11 protein-coding genes are annotated in these 21,635 nt (G+C 47.6%); 5 read left to right on the top strand and 6 right to left on the bottom strand.

Going from position 1 to position 21,635, the window contains the following annotated elements; genetic code table 11:
• Positions 1-26 precede the first annotated feature (26 nt).
• From ACMVP2_RS14980 to ACMVP2_RS14990, 3 genes are all read left to right on the top strand, one after another.
• Positions 27-989, top strand: coding sequence for a D-2-hydroxyacid dehydrogenase (locus ACMVP2_RS14980; protein ID WP_416864096.1), 963 nt, complete (start codon positions 27-29; stop codon positions 987-989).
• Between the two features lie 122 nt (positions 990-1,111).
• Entirely contained in the window at positions 1,112-3,745 is a 2,634-nt protein-coding gene (locus ACMVP2_RS14985; protein WP_416864097.1) for a GH116 family glycosyl hydrolase, read from the top strand.
• Between the two features lie 5 nt (positions 3,746-3,750).
• Positions 3,751-4,089 (top strand): FKBP-type peptidyl-prolyl cis-trans isomerase, encoded by a 339-nt coding sequence (locus ACMVP2_RS14990; RefSeq protein WP_416864098.1) that lies wholly within the window; start codon positions 3,751-3,753, stop codon positions 4,087-4,089.
• 5 nt (positions 4,090-4,094) lie between these two features.
• Here the strand turns inward: ACMVP2_RS14990 and ACMVP2_RS14995 are convergent, their stop codons facing one another.
• The 4 genes from ACMVP2_RS14995 to ACMVP2_RS15010 form a co-directional block, all read right to left on the bottom strand.
• Positions 4,095-6,299 carry a carboxypeptidase regulatory-like domain-containing protein gene (locus tag ACMVP2_RS14995; protein WP_416864099.1) on the bottom strand — a complete coding sequence of 735 codons (2,205 nt, stop codon included), beginning with the start codon at positions 6,297-6,299 and terminating at the stop codon, positions 4,095-4,097.
• A gap of 1 nt (position 6,300) precedes the next feature.
• Positions 6,301-7,215: a type IX secretion system membrane protein PorP/SprF gene (locus tag ACMVP2_RS15000; RefSeq protein WP_416864100.1), complete on the bottom strand. Its 915-nt coding sequence runs from the start codon at positions 7,213-7,215 to the stop codon at positions 6,301-6,303.
• On the bottom strand, positions 7,216-12,552 hold the full coding sequence (locus ACMVP2_RS15005; RefSeq protein WP_416864101.1) for a tandem-95 repeat protein: 5,337 nt from the start codon (positions 12,550-12,552) through the stop codon (positions 7,216-7,218).
• Between the two features lie 396 nt (positions 12,553-12,948).
• The gene (locus tag ACMVP2_RS15010; RefSeq protein ID WP_416864102.1) at positions 12,949-16,389 is read right to left on the bottom strand and encodes a ThuA domain-containing protein; all 3,441 of its coding nucleotides are present in this window, start codon (positions 16,387-16,389) and stop codon (positions 12,949-12,951) included.
• Positions 16,390-16,719: 330 nt separating this feature from the next.
• Here ACMVP2_RS15010 and ACMVP2_RS15015 point away from each other — a divergent pair, with 330 nt between their 5' ends.
• Positions 16,720-18,126 carry a purine-cytosine permease family protein gene (locus tag ACMVP2_RS15015; RefSeq protein ID WP_416864103.1) on the top strand — a complete coding sequence of 469 codons (1,407 nt, stop codon included), beginning with the start codon at positions 16,720-16,722 and terminating at the stop codon, positions 18,124-18,126.
• 83 nt (positions 18,127-18,209) lie between these two features.
• A complete protein-coding gene (locus ACMVP2_RS15020; protein ID WP_416864104.1) occupies positions 18,210-19,538 on the top strand; it encodes a GntP family permease in 1,329 nt (442 codons plus the stop codon).
• A 50-nt stretch (positions 19,539-19,588) separates the two neighbouring features.
• Here ACMVP2_RS15020 and ACMVP2_RS15025 read toward each other — a convergent pair whose 3' ends face one another.
• Complete coding sequence (locus ACMVP2_RS15025; RefSeq protein ID WP_339786726.1) at positions 19,589-20,374, bottom strand: 3-oxoacyl-ACP reductase family protein; 786 nt, start codon at positions 20,372-20,374, stop codon at positions 19,589-19,591.
• A 145-nt stretch (positions 20,375-20,519) separates the two neighbouring features.
• Positions 20,520-21,629, bottom strand: coding sequence for a sugar phosphate isomerase/epimerase family protein (locus tag ACMVP2_RS15030; RefSeq protein ID WP_416864105.1), 1,110 nt, complete (start codon positions 21,627-21,629; stop codon positions 20,520-20,522).
• Between the last annotated feature and the right edge of the window lie 6 nt (positions 21,630-21,635).

The following is a 21,635-nucleotide window of genomic DNA, read 5'->3' on the forward strand; positions in this document are numbered from 1 at the left end:
CATCTCCGTCAATAGAAGAAAAAGTTATGCAGATAGTCATTACCGATGGATATACCCTAAATCCCGGCGACCTTAACTGGGATACACTTCATCAGTTGGGTGAAGTGAAATATTATGATCGAACGTCGCCTCAGGAAATGATTCAGCGGTGCAAAGAGGCTCATGTCATTGTCACCAACAAAACGCCGGTGACAGCCGAGACCATAAAAGCTTGTCCACATTTGAAGCTAGTTGCTGTAACGGCCACTGGCTACAATATTGTGGACGTGGAGGCGGCCGGAAAGGTTGGAGTGCCCGTTTGCAATGTCCCCATTTACGGGACGCATTCAGTGGCCCAGCATACTTTCGCACTGATTCTTGAGCTTACAAACAGGGTGGGACAAAACTCTCAGAGGGTAAGCAAAGGTGATTGGTCGGCGGCTAAAGACTGGTGTTTCACAAGCGGCCCATTGATTGAGCTTTTGGATAAAACGATTGGCATTGTGGGTTTGGGAAGAATTGGCGAGCAGGTAGCGAGAATGGCAGAAGCGTTTGGGATGAAAGTCATTTACCACAACAGAAGCCCCAAACAGGTGGGCTGGAAATCACGAACAGTCGGGGAGCTTTTTAAGGAAAGCGATTTCATATCAGTCCATTGCCCACTGACCAGCGAAAACGAGAAGTTTATCAATGAACAACTGATTGCCACCATGAAGCCAAAAGCTTTCCTCATTAATACGAGCAGAGGGCAGTTGATTGATGAAGAGGCTCTTGCCAACGCTTTGCAGAAGGGTGTAATTGCCGGGGCTGCCCTGGATGTGCTTAGCAAGGAGCCGCCGCCAAAGGGTCATCCACTTGTGGGCCTGAAAAATTGCCTGATCACCCCTCACAATGCATGGTTGAGTTTTGAAGCCAGGAAAAGAATGATGGCTACTACGGTGGAAAATATTCAGGCGGCACTGAAGGGAAATCCGATTCATGTAGTCAATCAGGGTTATTTAAAAAGTTGAACAATCTTTCTAATTGGCTGATGCTGTGAATATTAAGCGCTGGATCATGTGATCTGTTTTTTCAAATGTGTAAATTTTAGTATTGAAAAGGAGAATTTTTAACTGACCTACCTATACCTACTATGAAAACTAAAGCCGATCGTCGTCGATTTTTAAAGAACCTCGGAATGGGGGGCGTAGGCGCAGGCCTGCTCTCAGCCGAAATGTCGTGTGCTCCCAACGAGAGGAAGGGGATAGCCGAAAATAACAAGCCCATTGGCGAACGTTCGACCAGGGCCTACAATGACAAGTATAGTGACGATTATTTGAGCCGAATAGCCATGCCGATTGGGGGCATGGGGGCTGGCATGTTTTGTCTGGAAGGTGCAGGTGCCATTTCGCATGTGTCGGTGAGAAACAAGCCTGATATATTCAATGAGCCGGGCATGTTTGCCGCCATTGCTATTAAAGGAATGGACAAAGGAGCCAAAGTGTTGGAAGGCCCGGTTCCTGACTGGAAAAAGTTTGGGCTGAGGGATGCAGGCAATGGTCTTGGCGGAGCAATTACCGGGTTGCCGCACTTCAAGAAGGCTACTTTTGAAACCCGGTTTCCATTTGCGGGTATTGAACTTGAAGATGGCGATTTGCCACTGAAGGTTCAGATCACTGGCTGGAGCCCTTTTATTCCCGGCGATGATGACAACTCCAGCCTGCCAATAGGCGCCATTGAATACAAGTTAAAGAACACAGGTACTAATTCAGTAGAAGCTGTGTTCTCGTTTAATTCAAAGAACTTCCTGAAGGTAGATAAGGGTACCAACACAGTGAAGCCCATCACGAATGGATTTGTGCTGTCGGAAGCCGGCACGAAAGAGGAGCCTTCCAAAAAGTGTGATTTTGCTATTTTTACAAACGACACAGCGACAGTTGTTGATCATTGCTGGTTTCGTGGAGGCTGGTGGGATCCTTTGACTATCGCCTGGAACACGATAAAAAATGCTGAAGTGAGGCCGGTGAAGCCCGTAGAATCGGGTGCTCCCGGTGCTTCGTTGTACGTTCCTTTTTCCCTCGCAGCAGGGCAGGAAAAGACGATCAAGGTAATGATGGCATGGTACAGCCCTGACAGCGATCAGTCTTTTGGGAAAATGGGCATTCGTGCGGAAGAGTGCTTGCCCGAAGATGGATGCGCTGATTCACCTGATGAGCTGGATAAATACGATAAGAATTTTGATGCAAAGTTTTTCAAGCCCTGGTATAGTAGCAGGTTCTCAAGTGTAAATGAGGTGAGCAGCTATTGGAAGGACAACTACGATGACCTGTACAAAAAGTCCGATTTGTTCACAAAGGCTTTTTATGCCAGCACATTGCCGCCAGAGGTGGTTGAAGCGGTGGCAGCAAACCTGTCCATTCTCAAATCGCCTACAGTGCAAAGGCAATTCGATGGCCGCCTCTGGAATTTCGAAGGTTGTGGCGATTCATGGGGTTGCTGTCACGGTTCTTGCACCCACGTGTGGAACTACGCACAGGCCATCCCACATCTTTTTCCAGCGCTGGAAAGAAGCCTCCGGCACACAGAATTCTTTGAAAATCAAAATGCCCAGGGTCATCAGAATTTTCGGGCAACATCACCTATTAGGATAAATGATCATAATTTCCATGCGGCAGCTGATGGCCAGCTAGGAGGCATTATGAAAGTGTACAGAGAATGGCGCATTAGCGGAGACAATGCGTGGGTTGGCAAAATGTTCCCGCTGGTGAAGTCTAGTATGGACTTTTGTATTCGTACGTGGGATCCATCGGAAAAAGGGATACTGGAAGAGCCGCACCACAACACCTACGATATTGAATTCTGGGGGCCGGATGGCATGCACATGAGCTTTTATGTGGGGGCGCTCAATGCGCTGGTGGCAATGGGTAAATTCCTGGGCAAAGATGTTGGAAAGTATGAACAACTGGCCAGTCAGGGGAAGGCCTTCATGGAAAGTGAATTGTACGATGGAGAATATTTTATTCAAAAAATAAAGGTGGATGGGCTTAAGGCCCCGAACCCTATTGAAGCTTCGGCGATCAGTATGGGAGGCCAATACTCTGATGAGGCCAGACAACTACTGGAAGAGGAGGGGCCGAAGTATCAATATGGAAGCGGCTGCCTTTCGGATGGTGTACTGGGTGCTTGGATTGCCAGGGTGTGTGGGCTCAATGACCCCATTAATCCTGCCAAGCTAAAGAGCCATTTGCTGGCGGTGCATAAGTACAACCTGAAGTACAACCTAAGCGACCATGCCAACCCACAGCGCCCTACTTTTGCCCTTGGTGACGATGGGGGCTTGCTACTGTGCTCATGGCCAAAGGGAGGGAAGCTTTCACTTCCTTTCGTCTACAGCGACGAGGTGTGGACGGGTATCGAATACCAGGTGGCCGCTCACCTGATGGAAATGGGCGCCGTGGAGGAAGGGCTTGAGGTCGTCCGTACATGCCGTGACAGGTACGATGGCCGGGTGCGGAATCCATTCAATGAGTATGAATGTGGTAGTTGGTACGCCAGGGCGCTCTCAAGCTATGGCATGCTTCAGGGGCTGACAGGTGTGCGCTACGATGCTGTGGACAAAACGCTTTATGTGGATTCCAGGGTTGGTGATTTTACCAGCTTCCTTTCAACAGAGAAGGGCTTTGGTACTGTTAGTTTAAAGGGTGGCCAGCCGTCTCTGGACGTAGTTTATGGCGAGATTTCAGTGGATAAGGTGATGGTATCGGGTAAAGAAGGGACATTGGACTAGTAAGGATGCTGACTGTTAAGAAAGAACATATTATTTCCCTGCGCTACACAATGAAGGATGATCAGGGGGTGCTGCTGGAGGACAGAATGAGCGGCAGGCCTGTTGAATTTCTATATGGTTCAGGAGAAATCTTGCCGGAGCTCGAAGCCAACCTGTCTGGAATGGCACCCGGTGACGTGGCTAACCTCAGCTTCTCCACAGAGCTCGGTAGCTCATCGGTGTCCTATTTTTTTGAGGTGGTGGTTGAAGGTGTACGAAAAGCTACCGATAATGAGATCGCAAATGGAAAACCTGAAGAGATAAATGGGAACACGAGCTGTGGCCCAGAATGCGATTGCTGGTAGCGTTTTTATTGCACTTCATTAGGAGGAGCTGCCATTTGTACTTTGATCTCTGCGCGTCTGTTTTTGGAATGGTCGTCTTCGCCGCAATCCACGCCATCAGAACAAGTGTTCAGCAAAAGAGACTCACCAAATCCTTTACCCTTCATTCGGGATTTGTTGACACCATTCGCAGCAAAATAGTTGAGTACGGTGGCAACCCTGCGATCGGACAGCTTTTGGTTGTATTCTACCGTTCCCCGGGAGTCGGCGTGGGCTGTCACATTAAGTGTTGATTTAGGAAATCGCTTGAGCGTTTTTAGTATATCAGCAAGCTCTGGGTAAGCTTCAGTGCTGAATCGGTATTTGTCAACGTCGAAGAATACTGTGGCTTTATCAACAAAAACTTCTTCGAGCACCAGGTCGTTGAGGAGCTCGCCATAGTAGATATTATCTGTATTGAGGTTATACCCTTCGGGAAGGAAGCCTTCATTGGTAGCATCTATTCTGTATTTTTCGTTCGGATAAACCAAAAATGCATACACTCCGTCAGTACCCGTTTGTACTGATTGCTGGGTGCCTGTGGCAGTGTTCGTTATTGTCACCAGAGCACCTTCAATGACCGACTGTGACTCGTTGCTGTAAATTTTTCCCTTTACAAACAGTTCGTGCTTCCAGAGTTTCAGTTTGATGCTGTCGTAGCCAATTCCTTTGCTGTATGTTGAGTATACAAGCGGTTCCAGTTGAGAATATCCATCCTTTTTCACTGTGAACGTGTAGTTTTTGTCGTAAAGCAAATCAATTTTGAACTCGCCGTTCTCATCGGTAGTAATATTGGTCGATTGGTTGTCTTCGGCATTAGAAATTGAGATGCTGGCACCTGAAACTGTTTTGGCACTGTCAACAAGTTCGTACACACTGCCAGTAACAAAGTAGTAGTTGGTTGTAAAGGCATAAAGATCGTCGAGGCCAGCACCTTCCGGACGGTTGGAGGCGATATACCCCTTTCTACCGCTGTCATCAATCAGAATCGAGAAGTCATCGTGGGCGGAATTGAGTGGCGCCCCCATGTTTACGGCGTTGGTAAACGAGCCATGTTGCCTGTAACTGATATAAACGTCGAGACCTCCAAATCCTCCTAGGCCTGTTGAGGCGAAGAAAAGTGTGGAATCGTTGTGCAGGTAGGGGTAAAACTCTTCTTCTGCCGTGTTGATTTCCGGCCCAAGGTTTTCAGGAGCTGACCATTTCCCGTCTCTCAGATGCGAGACATAGATGTCGGACTTTCCAAATCCACCCGGCATGTTGGAGGCGAAGTAGATGCTCGTACCATTGGCATTCAGGGTAGGATGGCCTACTGAGTAATCTTCGCTATTGAACGGAAATGCCTGGACGTTGGCCCAGGTGCCGTCAGCATTGCAGTCGGCAAAAAAGATTTCAAGATTGATGAGCCTGGCACCGTTTTTTACGGAGGTGTTTTTAGGGTTATTTCTTGTAAAAGCGACCTTTTTTTTCTCACTGTAAAACCACATGGGGCCATCATGAAACTTTGATTTCAGCAGGTCTCCGTATGCCAGGGGGTGGACGCTTTCTGATATTTCGATAGAGTCGAGCGGTACTTCGAAGTATTTGAGCATCACCTCGTCGTCGTTGTGAGCGGTGGAGGGCTGGTATTGAATCATTGTCTCTTGTTTTCTGGAGGAGACAAAGACTAACTGGTTTCCTTTGAGCTGTGGAGAGAATTCGGACTGGGCGGAATTGATTGTTAGGTTGCTTATCTCGTACAATTCGGGGTTCCTTTGGTAGTAGTCAATGTTATTAAGGAAGGCAAGCTTAAGCGCACTTCCCATCATATTTCCGTGATTGTCCAATATTCGCTGATACCATTTTTTTGCTTCCGAATAGTTTCCATTCTTTCTCAATACTTCGGCGTATAATAGCTTCACTGTCGGCTCGGTGCCCGCACTGTCAACGAGCCCTGCCAGCCATGATTCGGCAGATGACGAATCGTCCAGCTTCAGGTAGCATTCCGCCACTCTCAGCTGCGCCTGCTTATTGCCAGGAACTTTGTCAAGCTCCTTCAAATAGTAATATTGCGCTGTCCGGTAGTCGAGGTAGTGAAAGGCTTCATCAGCCTTCGACATGTTGCTTTTAAACAGTGAAGAGATGTTAGCGCCTTGCGCCATTAATTGCGTCAGGCAGCTTATCAAAACGATGGTGATGGCTAGGTGCTTCATGTTAGAAGTATCGTGGCGTGATTACGCCATATTTTCTATACTTAAATCGATAATTGAGTAACATTTCATGAGATCCCAGCTCCACTGATCTGATTGGACTAGTGGTGATAGCGTAAGAATAGCCAACACTTAGCTGGTCGGTCACCTGCACCTGCACGATGAGATTCAATGCACTGCCTATTTTATAAGAAAGTCCCGCCCAAAGGATTTCGTCGAACAAAAAGTTGGCATTCACATCAAGCTCAATTGGTCTTTGATCTAACATTTTAAACAACAAATTGGGTTTAAATTTTATCTGGTTGGTAAGTGTTAGCATATAACCTCCCGTTAAAATGATAGGAAAATTTTGGTACACAGTCTTTAAGTCTGTGCCCCTGTCAAAGACGTTGTTGACAAGGTGTGGCATTGAGAGACCTATATAATACTTCTCATCTGTAAAAAATGCTCCTAGTCCAAAATTGGGGCGCATTTGCCTGATGTCTTCCTGAAATACCGGATCAGATGATTGGAACTGATTTAGCTGGCTGTAATTGGCTCTGTAGGAAATCAGCCCAGCCTGGGCGCCCATAGACAGGTATTTTCTGTCGCCGAACTTTATCCTGTAAGCGTAAGCAAGGTGTGCGCCCGTTTGACTGATTACACCAAATTTATCGTGAATGAAGAGCGCTCCCAGAGCGACGTTTTTGTTAAACAACGGAGCGTGCCCTGAAAAAGTCTGGGTATTGGGGGCGCCTTCCAGCCCAACATTTTGAAACCGGGAAATGACCGTGGCGCTAAGCACTTCATGGCTGCCTGCATAAGCAGGGTTAATGGCCAATCCATTGAACATATATTGCGCATAGGAGGCCGCCTGCTGCGCTTGCAATGATCCAAATGACCACAGCAGGGAACCGAGTATATAGATGACTTTTCTCAATCAATTATTCTTCAGAACTACAAATCCACTGTAAGTTTTACCGGACTGGCCAAGGGAGATCACGTAGAAATAGGTGCCGTCGGCGAGCTTGCCGCTTCCAAGCCCTTTGTTCGATTGCCCCGTCCATACCCGTTCGTTATTGTCGTAACTGGTTGTTTCGAAAACTATGTTGTTGAATCGGTCGAATATCCTGACCTGATTGTTGATGTAGAAATCAATCCCCTCAATCCGCCAATAGTCGTTAATGCCGTCTCCGTTGGGAGAAACAGCTTCATACACAGTGAAGGGGAGATCTTCAACGATAAACACTGCTACACCCTGGCTAAAGTTGTTTGGCTCGGCCGTATCACTGATTTGATAAACAAGCGAATCAATACCCATAAATGTTGAGTTTGATCGGTATGATACTGAACCATCCTGGAACATAGTCAGGCTTCCGTTGCCCGGCTCTACTACAGGAGTTGTGCTCAGGAGAATATCATCACCCTCCACGTCAATATCGTTCTCCAGAATGTTGATAGAGAAGTCTTGATTTCGCAGTACCCTTAGCGTGTCTCTGTTGGCCAGGGGGACGTCGTTTACTGGCGCAATTGTTATTTCAATGACTAGCTTTGTGCACAGAACCGGGTTTCCATCGTCACACATTTCCACCTCCCAATAGGCCGTGCCGTTATAGTCTGCTGAGGGCATGTAGTCAAAACAGAACAGAGCAGCGCCAGACCTGGTCAGCGCACCACCGCCGCTGATGTTGTCGAGCCGATTGAGGGAAATCTGATCTCCGTCCGGATCCAGGGCCTCGAAACAAAAGTTGACTGCTATGTCCTCCAGTGTGGACACCCTTAACGTGTCGGCAGGAGCGCCATTAACCAAACCCACAGGAGGATTGTTAATTTCTATAACATTTATTGTAATCAGCCCAGTGCCACAAATCGAAGCATCGGCCGTGTCACAAATAGTGACTTCCACAATATCTTCGCCGATAAAGTCCTGAGGCGGGGTGTAGTCAAAGCAAAGATCATTCGCAACTCCGTTGTTCACCGACCCGATTGAGCTTACCGAACTGCCTGAAGTAAATACATGCGTATTGCCTTCTTCATCAATTACTTCAATGCAAATTGGTGTCGTCACATTTTCTGGCACATCTACTGTTTTGCTTATCACAGTTGGGGGGGTGTTTTCGGGGGTAACGTCGATAATAGCTATGAGGCTGCCACATAAAGAAGGCACCCCGTCATCGCAAATCACGACATCCCATACCGAACGGCCGATGAATTCGGTCACAGGAGAGAAAGTGAAGCAGAAAGCACCGGCGTTATTAGCTACGAGAGAACCCTCGCCCTCTTTGTTGGTAATGCTTTGAAGCGCCACATTGTTGCCTTCCGGGTCGACTACTTCAAAGCAGAAGTCCACGGGGATGTTTTTGGGAGTGCTGATGAACAAAGTGTCTGCCGGAACGCCATTGACCAGCTCAACGGGCGGCTCGTTGACATCCACAACGGTGATTTTTATAGGGGCCACCAGGCAAACGGAGTTATCCGATTCGTCGCAGATGGTTACCTCGATTTCATCTTCACCAATAAAGCCCTCTGGCGGCGTGTAGTCGAAGCACAAGTCATCCAATGCCCCATTAGCAATTGTTCCGATAGCGCCGGTGGAGGTTGCGCCAGTCAGGTAATTTGTATTTCCTTCCACATCGGTTACCTCAATGCATATTTGAGTGGTCACTTTCTCGTTAACCTCAAATTCCTGGGTTACGAGCACAGCCGGGTCGTTGACAGGTGTTACCTCTATAATTGCCTGAAGTGTGCCACAAAGCGATGGGGACGCATCGTCACAAATTTCGATGTCCCATGTTGAGGTGCCGGAAAAATTGACGGCTGGTGAAAATGTGAAGCAGAAACCCTCACCCTCGGCTGCCACCAGTGTGCCTCCTCCTGAAGTATTTGACACGGATTGTACAGAAATGTTATCACCTTCAGGGTCGGTAGCGTCGAAGCACAGCAGCAAAGGTACATCTTCCGGGGTTGTCAGGTTTAGTGTCTCCACAGGCAACGAATTGACCTCGGGAACTGGGGGTTCATTGACATCAACCACAATTACTGTAATGTAAGCCGTTGTACATACCGAATTGTCGAGTATGTCGCACACTATTACCTCTACCTCGTCTTCGCCAATGAAATCGGTAGGAGGGGTATAGTCGAAACATAAGCTCTGAGCCGTTCCAAGGCCGATTGTGCCGATGCTTCCCACCGACAACCCACTGGTAACATAGTGATCGTCACCTTCCGGGTCATCAACCTCTACGCAAATAGAGGAGGTTGTTTTTTCCGGCACTTCTACCTTAAGGTCAGTACTGCCATTGATCAAGATCTCCGGTGGATAATTGAATGGATTCACAGTGACAATGACTTTGATCTCACCACACTTTGGAGTGACTGGATCGCTATCATCACAGATTGTCAAAGTCCATTCTGATTGACCAACAAAGCCGGTTTCGGGGGTGAACCTGAAGCAAAATGTTCTGTTTGCTGAAGGCGACCCCGAAAAGCCAGAGAGGTATTCAACCGTTGAAGCGTCCGTTGTGAGTTGTGAAGCGCTTGCAAACGAAATGATATCACCGGCATCGGGATCTTTGGAGGTGAAGCAAAAGTCCACATATTGATTTTTGTTTGTTGTAACGTTAAGGTCTTCTCCAGCCACCCCATCATCACCGAGGATAACGGGCTCTTCAGGCACATCCAACACGTTGATGGTGATAATGCCTTCGTCAAACAAAGTTGCATCCCCCGAATCGCTCACTTTCACAGTTACCTCATCGTTGCCAAGGAAGCCGCTGTTTGGGGTATAGTCAAAAGAAAAATTGCCTGTAATAGTGCTTGTGGCATTGGCGGAAGTGGCGGAGGTGAAAGTGAGAGGATCAGACTCCAGGTCGGTTACGTTGAATGAAATGCTGGTGGTTTCCTTTTCATTTACATCTACCGTTTTCTCCACAACCACCGGTGGGTCGTTGACAGGATTGATAGTAATGTGAATTGTAATATCAATGCATTGACCATCAATACCCGGGGTCGGTTGGTCGCATACATTTACTGTAAATTGATCTGTGCCATTTACATTGTCATTTGGGGTGTAAATCAGGCAAAGGGAATTTGATGGGTGATTAGTCACTACCCCCAGGCCATTGACAGGAAGAGTATTAGAATTGATTACAACTAAATCGGACTCAGGATCCTGTATGTCCAGGCAAATCTCTATCGCTGAGTCTTCATCAAATTCAAAAAATAGCTCAGTTACGGAGTTGCCGTCTTCGTCCAAAACTACCGGCGGGTTGTTGTATCCATCGAAATTGATATAGCTGTTTGAATAGGTATTGCTCCAGGCAAGGCCGTCGAAGACCCTGAAGGAAAGCTGTCGGGCGACTTGGGTTACTACAGCAGCTGTGTTGACGTAGACAACCTCCCGAAGTGCGGTTTGATAGGCCGTTATTGAGGCGGTTCCCTCAATTGTCAAAATTCCGCCGGAGAAACTGGTTGCGTTGATGATGCCGTTGATGTCAGTGAACTGGAGTTCTTCGAAAGCGCCGTCTAATACGTTGATGATCCTTATTTCTGCTTTTTCAAACGTGGTATTGTCAACATCAGAAACTGTGACGGACTGGTTTGCCTGGATAGTCCCACCCCCGGATGGATAGGTGATGGTATTTGGATTGTTGCCTCCTGTGACCGGGGCATCATTTACCGGCACCAGTGCAATGTCAACTTGAACTGTGTTGCTCACACCACCAGGATAACCATCGTCGATCACGAATTGTACTGTTCTTGTGGCCGAAGAAGGGTTTTGACTGCCGTTAAAGTATTTAATGCTTCGTAAGGCTGCAGCATAATTGTCAAGCGTTACCTTTTCGGATGAGGTAAGCGTTAAGACACCGCTGCCCCCATCGAAAACCCCGGTAATTTCGGGGAGGTTTGTAAACTGAAGAACATCTTCTCCGCTCACGTAATTACCGCTGATAGTTACCTGGGCGTCAACCATGACGGTGGTTCCGACAGGGTAGTCGGCTTCAGGAGGATACGATACCGCCATGGCCGGATCGATGATTAGGGCTGCATCTCCTTCTGTGAAACTGGCACCAGTGAGGCTGGCCGTCAAAACAGGAGGGTAATTGGGTACAACCACCACTTCTACCAACACTACTTCATTGTCAGGATCGGTGTTGTTGGTATTGGAGCCACAAGTGCCTGGCAGCTGGGCGACGGCAGAAAGTAACATGCCTCCTACCAACGGATCGTCAAATGTGATAGACCATAGTCCTTCGGCATCAGCAATGGCAGTTTTGGTGTCAAGAGGAGTGTTGGCAGAAGCATCCTGATAGAGCTTGATGGTTACTGTGGCGGTTGGCTCGGCAGTGCCTGTGATAAAGTCATCTCCTTCCCTGATTGGGGTATCAAAAGCAGGCTTTTCTGTTACTCCTTCCAAAAAGCCTCCTCCACCTTCGGAAAGGTTGCCAAGGTTGGTAGGGCATTGGTTCTCTGACAATGCTGTCATCGCATCAAATAGCGACGCATAGTCATCATCATTCACTCCGCCGATATCCGAAATGTTGCCACTCATGGCGCAGGTAGCGTTGTTGTTTGTTAGTGCAATAAACCTGATTTCTGTGGCAGTGGTAATGCCAAACTGAGTAGTCAGGTCAGCGAAAGGGACGTAAAAATCGTAGAAATAAGAATATTGATTACAACTAACAATATCGCCGATGGCCCTTTGGTGATAGGTGCCAATTGGGTAAGACAACACAGCGGAGCAATTGTTGTTGCCTCCGTCAATATTGTACACCCTTACGCCGTGAGCATTAGCAGATGGGCCTCTTATTAGTGTAATGTCTATTTCAAAACCAGGGTTTCTCGAACCCGCCACATAATCCGGATCAGAGGGGCCGAGAAGCCCGTCTGTATCGATCAGCACGGAATAACCCGGAACATTTTGCTTGTTGTTTGCTACCCTAAACCGAAAAATAAGGTTGCCGTCCTTGAGAATTGCGTAAGCCGAGTAGCCTTGCGAATCTGGAGTCAAATCGGTGTTGCTGCAGGAAGGGCCCGCCGCATCACCAATCACGTCACCATCTCCAACTTTGGGCAAACCAAACATAGCAAACTCAAACTGGTCAGGCGTGTAACCAGCGTTTGCATCGAAGCCAGCAGTAGTGGCCGAGACATAGCCGTCACCATTTGGATCGAAGACAGCGTCGTTTCCGTGCAGCTCGATTTGGCCAAACTGGGCATGTGCAATCAGGCATTCCAAAAAGAATGCCGAGGTCAAAAGTATCTTATAGCGGAACATTCAGTCATCACTTTACACCTAGCACAATGTCTCTTCCCCGAATTCTACCTGTGCAGAAATCTGCTCATACATAAACAGTCTGAAGCCTTTTATTGCAGCTTCTTCGTGTTAGTAATCAGAAAAGAATCAGAGGTTCAACGACTGTGAGATTTTGGTGAACAAAAACGAATTAATATTCCAGCCAGTCCGTTTATAAATATTACCAGTTGTATTCGCCAACTACTGAGATTTTCATGAAAATCAATCGCAATAGTTGGTGTACATACAGTGAAAGGTAGATAATTTTAATCAAACCGGCAAGTTATGGGGGAGTACTCAAGTGTTACCCCGTAAGCATAAAAAAAGTCCCACTAGGAAAAGTGGGACTTTTAATGCGTAGTGATAAATGACTAATAACTATTTGGAGGTTAAAGTTATGCCAACCACTGCACCAGTTACGTCCTCTCCGTCGTTTGGCTTGCTTATGATATACAAGTCATGAAGCTTTCCGTCCGTTACTGGTTCGAAGTTGATCGTGAACATGCTGGCGTTCATTCCAGCCGCAGATGAGGTTCCTGATGTTGACGATGCTTCGCCAATTTTTTTACCGTCAACTGCATCAAGGCGAACTTCGAACGTATAGCCTTTGGCCATCGGTTGCTGGCTGCCAGTCATGAAGTCGGCGCCGGCAACATCGGTCAGGTCTATCTTGCTAAGGCTGAAAGAACCTGCTGCATTAGGCAATAGAAGCAGGTTCATACCATTGAATGACATGGTTGTGTAGCCGTCAAGCTTACTCGCTTTTGTTAAATCCAATTTACTGCTTCTCAGTCTCAATGTAGATGAACCAACCAGGGGTTTGATGTTGGCACCACCCTTGTCGGTATAACTGGCCCTAATGATCAATGACCCATTGTCCATTGGCTTTTTGTCCAGCGTAGGTTTCAGCGATCCGGTTGCAGGAAGTGACTTGGCTGTCTTGCCACCATCGGCAAGAGAAAGCACCCATGAAACGATGGTTTTCGCATCACTTTCTGAAAGGCCGGGATGAGCTGCCATGGCAGTTTCACCCCATACGCCTGAGCCACCGTTCATGACTTTTTGAGCCAGTTTGCTAATGGCATCCGGATCGTCCTTGTATCTCTTCGCCACATCCATGTAGGCTGGGCCAATCGATTTTTCAGCCTCTTTGTGACAGGCCTTACAGTCCAGGGAGTTCATCATGTTCTTTCCTATCATGTTCTCGGAAATTACCTGGTGGCCTTGTGTGGCCTCTGCCTGGTCGGTGCTTTCGATGTAATCTGCCGAAACAAACAGGCTTGCCATATCTGGTTCTGAAGAGTCGTCACTGTCGCTCACGCTTACTGCATACTCCACATTTTTTCCAGGGAAATAGAATGACTTGTTGCCCTTCACACTAATTGTTACGTCAGGGGCAGCATTGCCAGCATATACCGAAATTGAATTGCTCTTCGCCGTCAGCTTTGCCGGGTCACTCGCCTCTACCGTGATGGCATAGTCGCCAATTTTTGAGTAAGTATAAGTAACTTCAGGAACCGTTGTCTGCTTCGTTTCTCCATTGCCAAAATCCCACGTATAGGAAAGCTTGTCTCTTTCAGGGTCGCTGGCTTTTGCAGTTACAGTTACTTCCAGCGGCAGTGTGCCGGAGCTCTTATTAACGGCTATTTGCTCTACCGAAGGCGCTCTATTGCCGCCGTTAAAGTCCACTCTGGAAAGTGCAGCATCAGCATTTTTTGCGAACCAGCCGTTGCCATATTCAAGCAAGTAAAATTTTCCGTCGGGCCCTACTTCCATATCAATGAGTGAATTGAATTTGGTATGCTCCATGAAAGGCTCCATTTTCTCATAGTCGCCATTAGGGTACATGGTCACAGCTTTGATCCAACCACGGATCCAGTCGTAGATGAAAAGTTTGCCATTGTAGTAGTCAGGGTATCTCGTAGCGGCAGGGAACATGTCAGTATAATAGACGGGCCCGGCCATTGCGTTTCTTCCACCGGTGGCTACCTGTGGGAACTCCTTTGAAGCAGCATATGGATACCAGATAAATGGTGGTGCTACCGGGGGCAATTCTTTGATGCCGGTATTGTTTCTTGAGTTGTTCACCGGATGCTCGGGGTCAAACAATTCACCCGATTTTCCTGTGGCATAGTCATATTCCCTGTACGGGTAGTTTTTACCTACAAACATTGGCCAGCCAAAGTTTCCGGCCTTGCGGGCCTGGTTGAGCTCGTCATAACCACGTGTGCCCCGCACTTCCATGCTGTCGTTGGCAGCGTCAGGTCCTACTTCGCCCCAATAGAGGAAGCCGGTTTTTTGATCGACCGATATTCTGTAAGGGTTTCTGTTGCCCTGCACATAAATTTCCGGCCGGGTACCTTCAGTGCCTACAGGGTAAAGATTGCCTTCAGGTATTTCATAAGAGCCATCTTCGTTCACCCGAATACGCATAATTTTTCCACGCAGGTCATCGGCATTGCCTGAGCTTCTTCTTGCATCATATTGCTCATGCCCTGGTCTGTCGTCGAGCGGGCCAAAACCATTGTTTACATATTTACCACCTGGTTCATTAAAGGGTGTAGAGTTGTCACCAGCCGAAACATAGAGTAACCCGTCTTTGTCGAAGGCAATTGAGCCGCCGGTGTGGCAGCAAATGCCTCTTTGAGAGTAAAACTGTAAAACTACTTTTTCAGAAGCCACGTCAATTTTATCGTCGACAAATTTGAAACGAGACAGCCTGTTGACCGATGTGTCTTTCGGACTGTAGAAAATGAACACATTATTGTTTGTAGCAAAATTGGGATCTTTCTGAATGCCCAACACGCCTTCTTCAGCATTTACTCCCTTCACGCCACTCTGATGATAAACGTCAAGCTTAGCCGCCTCAGTAACCTTTCCTGTACTGTTTTTGTAGAGCAGTATTTCACCCCTTCTCTGCGCAATTAGAATGTCAAAGTTAGGGAGAATGGTCATTTCAGTAGGTTCGTAAAAAACACCACCTTCAGCAAGCATTGTTTTTGTGAACCTGTTTTCCTCGGGTGCTCTCAGGCTGGTCGCTTTTGAGTAGTCAAGTTCGCTGTTGTCGCCAATGGCATATCGTATGCCAGCCAGTATATGCTTAAGGTAGAGTTCTTCTGTGTAGGACTCATCTGTATGGCCAAGGGCTGTGTAGTAGGCACGGCCTCCGTCATAGTCGTGGTACCAGGCCATAGGGTGGTTGCCAATTTTTGCACCGCCTTCGTAGCTATCCTCGTCAATGGTCATCACCACATGAGTGTTGGGGTTCAGGTTTCTATAGCTATAGAATTCATCCGTTTTTGTCCACTTTTCAGGCAAGAAACTCGTGCTTGGGTGCGACTTGTCGACGATGTTGAGTACACCTTCCTGCACATTGGGGCTTTTGTCATTGATGCCTGGGTGATCGAGGAAGTAGCCGCCCACCAATCTGCCGTACCATGGCCAGTCGTATTCAGTGTCGGCAGCGGCATGGATACCCATGTATCCTCCGCCGGCCTGGATATATCTTTCAAAATCAGCTTGCTGGTAGTGATTGAGCACGTCACCAGTGGTGCTGAGGAAAACAACAGCTGAATAGTTCTTCAGTGAGTCCTCGTTGAAGTAATCCGCATTGGTGGTAGTGTCCACCTCAAAACCATTTTCAATACCCAGTTTTTGGATGGCTGCTATGCCAAAAGGAATGGACGTGTGGTGCCAGCCGGCGGTTTTACTGAAGACTAAAACTTTCGCAGGCCCTGATTTTTTTGAGCAGGAAAGGACAGTCAGCGATAAAAAAGCCACCAGGAAAAGGCTTTTTATGATAGACAAAGGGTGTTTCATCGAACGTAATTTTTATGGGTATGAGACGATTGAACTTAGCTTAATATGTTTCATCAACACAATAAACCGAAATTATGTATAAAAACTTCCCAAGATAAAAGATAGGATCGTAAAAATGGCGTTTTTGCATTTCACAAAACGGTTTTTTTACAAATGGTGACATTTTCAGGGTGGCTCATCAAGTTTCTGCGGTATTACATTCTGTTAGGTAAAAATGTTTTTTAAGCATTGAAAGTAAATACTTGCCGACTGCCCGTCAGGATAGTGCAGGATGCTTCCAAATTCTCTATCTTCTAGCTTCAAAAGTTTTAGAACACACCTACCTACATTATGACGAATCAATCAAAGGCGACGCCGGCTGCAGCTTCTGAGGAATACGAAAGAGAGCCAGTACCTGCATCGGCACAGAAGGGATGGACAAGCTTCCTGGGAATGTATGCCGGGGAGCATGCCGCAGGCACAGAGTTTGTCATCGGCCCTTTGTTTCTTACAGCTGGGGTTAGCGCTTTTGATCTGCTCATAGGCCTACTGCTGGGCAACTTCATGGCGGTGATGAGCTGGCGTTATCTCACTGCCGAGCTGGCGGTGAAATACCGCACCACGCTTTATTTCCATTTGGAGAAAATAAGTGGAAGAAATCTGGTCATTGTCTACAACCTGGCCAACGGTATTCTGTTCTGCTTCCTGGCCGGCTCCATGATTACTGTGTCGGCCACCGCTGTAGGTATTCCTTTCGATATGGACATGCCCAAACTTACTGACACGATGCCGAACGGAATCACGTGGGTGGTAATCGTGGTAGGTCTGGGTGTCGTTATTTCTTTGATTGCTGCCAAGGGCTATAACACAGTATCCAAAGCGGCCAACTGGATGTCGCCGGTGATTGTGCTGGGTTTTGTGGCAGCGGGCATTGTGGCTGCCAACCAGCTTGGTGTAAATTCTTTTTCAGACTTTTGGAATATTTGGGGAGAAGGCACTGAGCCATTCCCCGGCCAAATCAAGTATACTTTCTGGCACGTAGCCATCTGGTCATGGTTTTGCAATGCTGCAGTGCACATTGGCATGTCAGATCTTACAGTTTTCAGGTTTGCGAAAAAGGCAAGCTCAGGCTGGACTACTGCGGCAGGAATGTACGTGGGTCACTACATGGCATGGATTGCTGCTTGCTTGCTTTATGCGGTGTATTTGAGAGCACCTGAAACACAGGCCATTTTGGCTAGTGGCGAGGCGCCGTCGGTAGCGCCCGGGCCCTTGGCCTACAATGCACTTGGTGTTTTTGGCGTCATCGTGGTTATTCTTGCTGGCTGGACGACAGCTAACCCCACCATCTACAGAGCCGGACTGGCATTTCAGGCGATCATGCCGAAAGTGTCAACCTTCTGGGTGACTATCCTGGCAGGCGCACTGGCAACAATTGCCGGCCTGTTTCCTGCATTTGCCATGAAGCTGCTGGACTTTGTGGCAGTTTACGGATTTATACTGGCACCGGTAGGAGCAATCATCGTGTTTGAACACTTTTTTGCTAAAAATTGGGACATACAAACATTCTATGCTGAAAAATCGGGTATTGGGTTCAATGTTGCCGTATTTGTTGCATGGGTATTTAGTGTCGGCTTGTTCTATTTTATATCTGTTCAAAAAGGAGTGTTTCTTAGCTTCTTGACACTTCCTGCATGGTTGCTTTGTGGTTTTCTTTACTTGTTCATAAGTAAGCTAACACAGAAGAAAGGCTTGTGATTTGAGGGGCGGCTTGCGTAGTACGGTGGGAAAGGGTATTTTGAGATTTTGTTGTTAACAAAACACATACCCTATACCTACACATGCTTACACTACTGATTATTCTGGTGGCGCTGGCTTTCATACTGATTGCCATCACAAAGTTTGACATCCACCCCTTTCTTGCGCTTTTTGTTGGTGCCATTGGCTACGGTTTACTGTCTGGTATGTCGCCCGACCTCATCCTGAAATCCATCACCGATGGTTTTGGAGGAGTGCTCGGGAGCATTGGTTTATTGATCCTGCTAGGAGTAATGATCGGCACCTTTCTGGAGAAGACGGGCGGGGCCCTGGTGATAGCTCAAAAGATACTCTCCTGGATTGGAGAAAAGTCGGTCATGCTGGCCATGATGATTTGCGGCTATATTCTGTCGATCCCAGTTTTTGGAGACAGCACGTTCATCATGATGAACCCAATAAGTAAGTCGCTCTCCTTTAAAGGAAAGGTGCCATACGCCGCCACAACTGTCGCCCTTACGTTAGGTGCAACAGCGAGCCATTCGTTGGTGCCACCCACACCTGGTCCAATTGCTACAGCCGGCATTCTAAATGCTGATTTAGGCATGGTCATTTTCTGGGGACTGATCATCAGCCTTACCACGTTGATTCCGAGCTACTTCTTTGTGAAGAAGTTTGTTGTGAAGATTCCATTGGAGCCTGTTTTTGCAGCCAGCGAAACCGAGGAGAAAATTGGTAAGCACCCGTCGGCTATCAAGTCATTTCTGCCGATTGTTATTCCGTTATTGCTAATTGTATTGGCCTCCATAGCCAATTACCCTACCAAACCGCTGGGTGAAGGTGCAGTTATCACAGTTATCTTATTTATAGGAAGTCCTGTGATTGCACTTCTGCTTGGAGCTTTCTTGTCTTTTGCGCTGCCGGAGAAGTTTGACAAGCAGGTCTTGTCCTCGACTGGCTGGATTGGTGAGGCGTTGAAGATTGCTGCTCCGGTGATATTGATAACAGGTGCCGGAGGTGTGTTTGGAAAGATGCTGCAGAACTCAGGCATTGCCGACCTTGTAAGCACAGGGTTGAGTGGAGCCAGCTGGGGGATTTTCCTACCCTTCCTTATCGCCTTTTCTTTGAAAACGGCGCAGGGGTCTTCTACCGTGGCCATGATCACCACAGCTTCCATCATTGCGCCGTTATTGGGTACGCTTGGTCTTGATACTGAGCAAATGCGGGTGTTTGCTGTGCTAGCTACCGGTGCTGGGGCCATCGCCATCTCTCACGCCAACGACAGCTTCTTCTGGGCCATGACGCAGCTCTCAGGCATGACTATTAAACAAGGGAATCAGTCACACAGCCTGGGCACGTTCATTATGTCGTTTACGGCCATAATGATGATTTATTTGATTACGCTCTTTATCTAAAACTATCAACCCTCCAAGTGGTTTCAAACCTTGGAGGGTTGAAATATGATCTACCTGGCTGTCCATCCACCATCCACAGCAATCAAAGAGCCCACCATATAAGTGGCGGCATCGCTGGCAAGGAAAATGGCTGCTCCCTGGATTTCTTTCAGCTCGCCCCAGCGCTCAAGGGCCGTGGCGCCGATAATGAATTTCTTCCCATCTTCAGTTCCCGCAATGGGAGCGTTCATTTCTGTGAGGAAAGGTCCTGGGCAAATGGCATTGACTGTGATGTTGAATGGTGCAAACTCAAGCGCCAGTGCCCGTGTCATTTGTACAATGGCTCCTTTACTTGAAGCATAGGGCGTGCGGTTAGGAACCCCCACCAGGCCAAGTGTGCTGGCCATATTGATGATGCTGCCTCTTTTCGCCTTTTTCATGTAGGGTGTCACCGCCCTGTTGCAAAGCCAGGTGCCATTTACATTTACCTCCATCACTTTGTTGAAGTCGGCCAGTGAAAGCTCGTCGATGGGGCCACGGATATTGATACCGGCGCTGTTGATCAATATATCGATGCGGCCAAAGGTGTCCATAGCCGCTTTAGCCATGGCTTCAGTTTGCGCCTGGTTGGTCACGTCGGCAGCAAATGAAATGGCTTTGACACCGTAGGAGCTGCTGATTGTTTTGGCGGCTTCTTCTCCATCTTTTTCGGTGCGGTTCACCAACACGATGTTGGCACCAGCTGAGGCTAAGCCTTCCGCCATGGCCAGCCCCAGGCCCTTGGAGCCTCCTGTGATGATAGCGGTTCTGCCTGTAAGATCGAATAGTTTAATACCGGGTAGTTTTTCTGTAGTCATCAGAGATTTGTCAAGTTTTAATAATGATCAAAAAACACTTGCCTCAGGGCCTCTTTCAGGAGGCATTGAGTGAGGATTAATATTTTATGTAATGCGCTTCAAGCGCAAGCCTCATAAGTTCTCGTTGCAAACTAGAACCATGTACCTATCTAATATTCAAATTGCTGGCGCTGTATTTCAGGCAGGCCAGGTTATTTTCTTCTTCAAATGCAAGCCTCTGTTCGGCCGTGAGTCCAGCCACGGTTGGTAAAGGCGTTTTGGAAGTCTTTTCTTTCACCATACGTAAAGTATTTGCAAGGTACTTGCCTGAAACTCCTTCAAAAACATTCCAGTATTCGTCAGTCAAGCATGGGATTTCCAAGGGGTCTCTGGTGATCATTTCCAGGTTGAACCTGATGTCGGGATTATGCTTTTTGCAAACATCCACCATTTTCTTCAGATCGCAAATGCCTGTACCGAGCGGCACTTCAGAAAGCAGAAATCCTTTTTCGTATTCCATCACACCCATGTCTTTCACGTGGGTGGAGAAAGCGTAAGGTGCCAGAGTTTCTACAACACTCATCGGGTCTTCCATCAGCGCTATGCTATTGCCAAAGTCGACGGTTACACCTACCCATTCGCTATCGATGGTTTTGACGAAGTCGACCAGCTCCGGGGCCATCCAGTCCTTGTGGTTTTCGATGGCCAGTTTCATTTTGTGCTTGCGAACTATCGGTTCGGCCAACCTTACCCAGGCAAGAGAGTTTTTTGTGTATTCATCAAAGTCGCTTTGTGAGTGGAGGCTTTCATACCTCCTTGTGCCCAGGCAAACAGTTCTTAAAATACTCACTCCAGCTTCTTTTGAAGCGATCACCTCTTTTTCAAAGTCAGCTACATCCTCTGCTTTCTTGGGCAGTCCAATTGATCCTTCCAGGTAGAGCCCAAGCTTTTCTCTTCTGTCTCTGGCCTTTTTAGCAAAGTCGGATGTCCAACCACGAACCACTGTTTGCACGCCACCGGCCCCTATGCTGGCACAGTGCTCCATGAGCTGAATAGCATCAGTCATGGGTGGATACTTCTTGCTGTCTGTTTTAGAGTTCCACCGGGCTGCATATGAATGAACCACGACGCCCATAGGAACATCTTTTAGAAAGTCCGGCATAGCTGGAAAGGGAATGCTAAATGCCAGAGCGCCAACGCTCGCTTTTTGGAGAAATTCCCTTCTGGAGGGCTCTCCAGCGGATTTTTGATCTAGAATTTTTTCATAAACTTTCATGGCAGT

This window comes from Imperialibacter sp., from assembly GCF_048007035.1.
Taxonomy (GTDB): Bacteria; Bacteroidota; Bacteroidia; order Cytophagales; family Cyclobacteriaceae; genus Imperialibacter.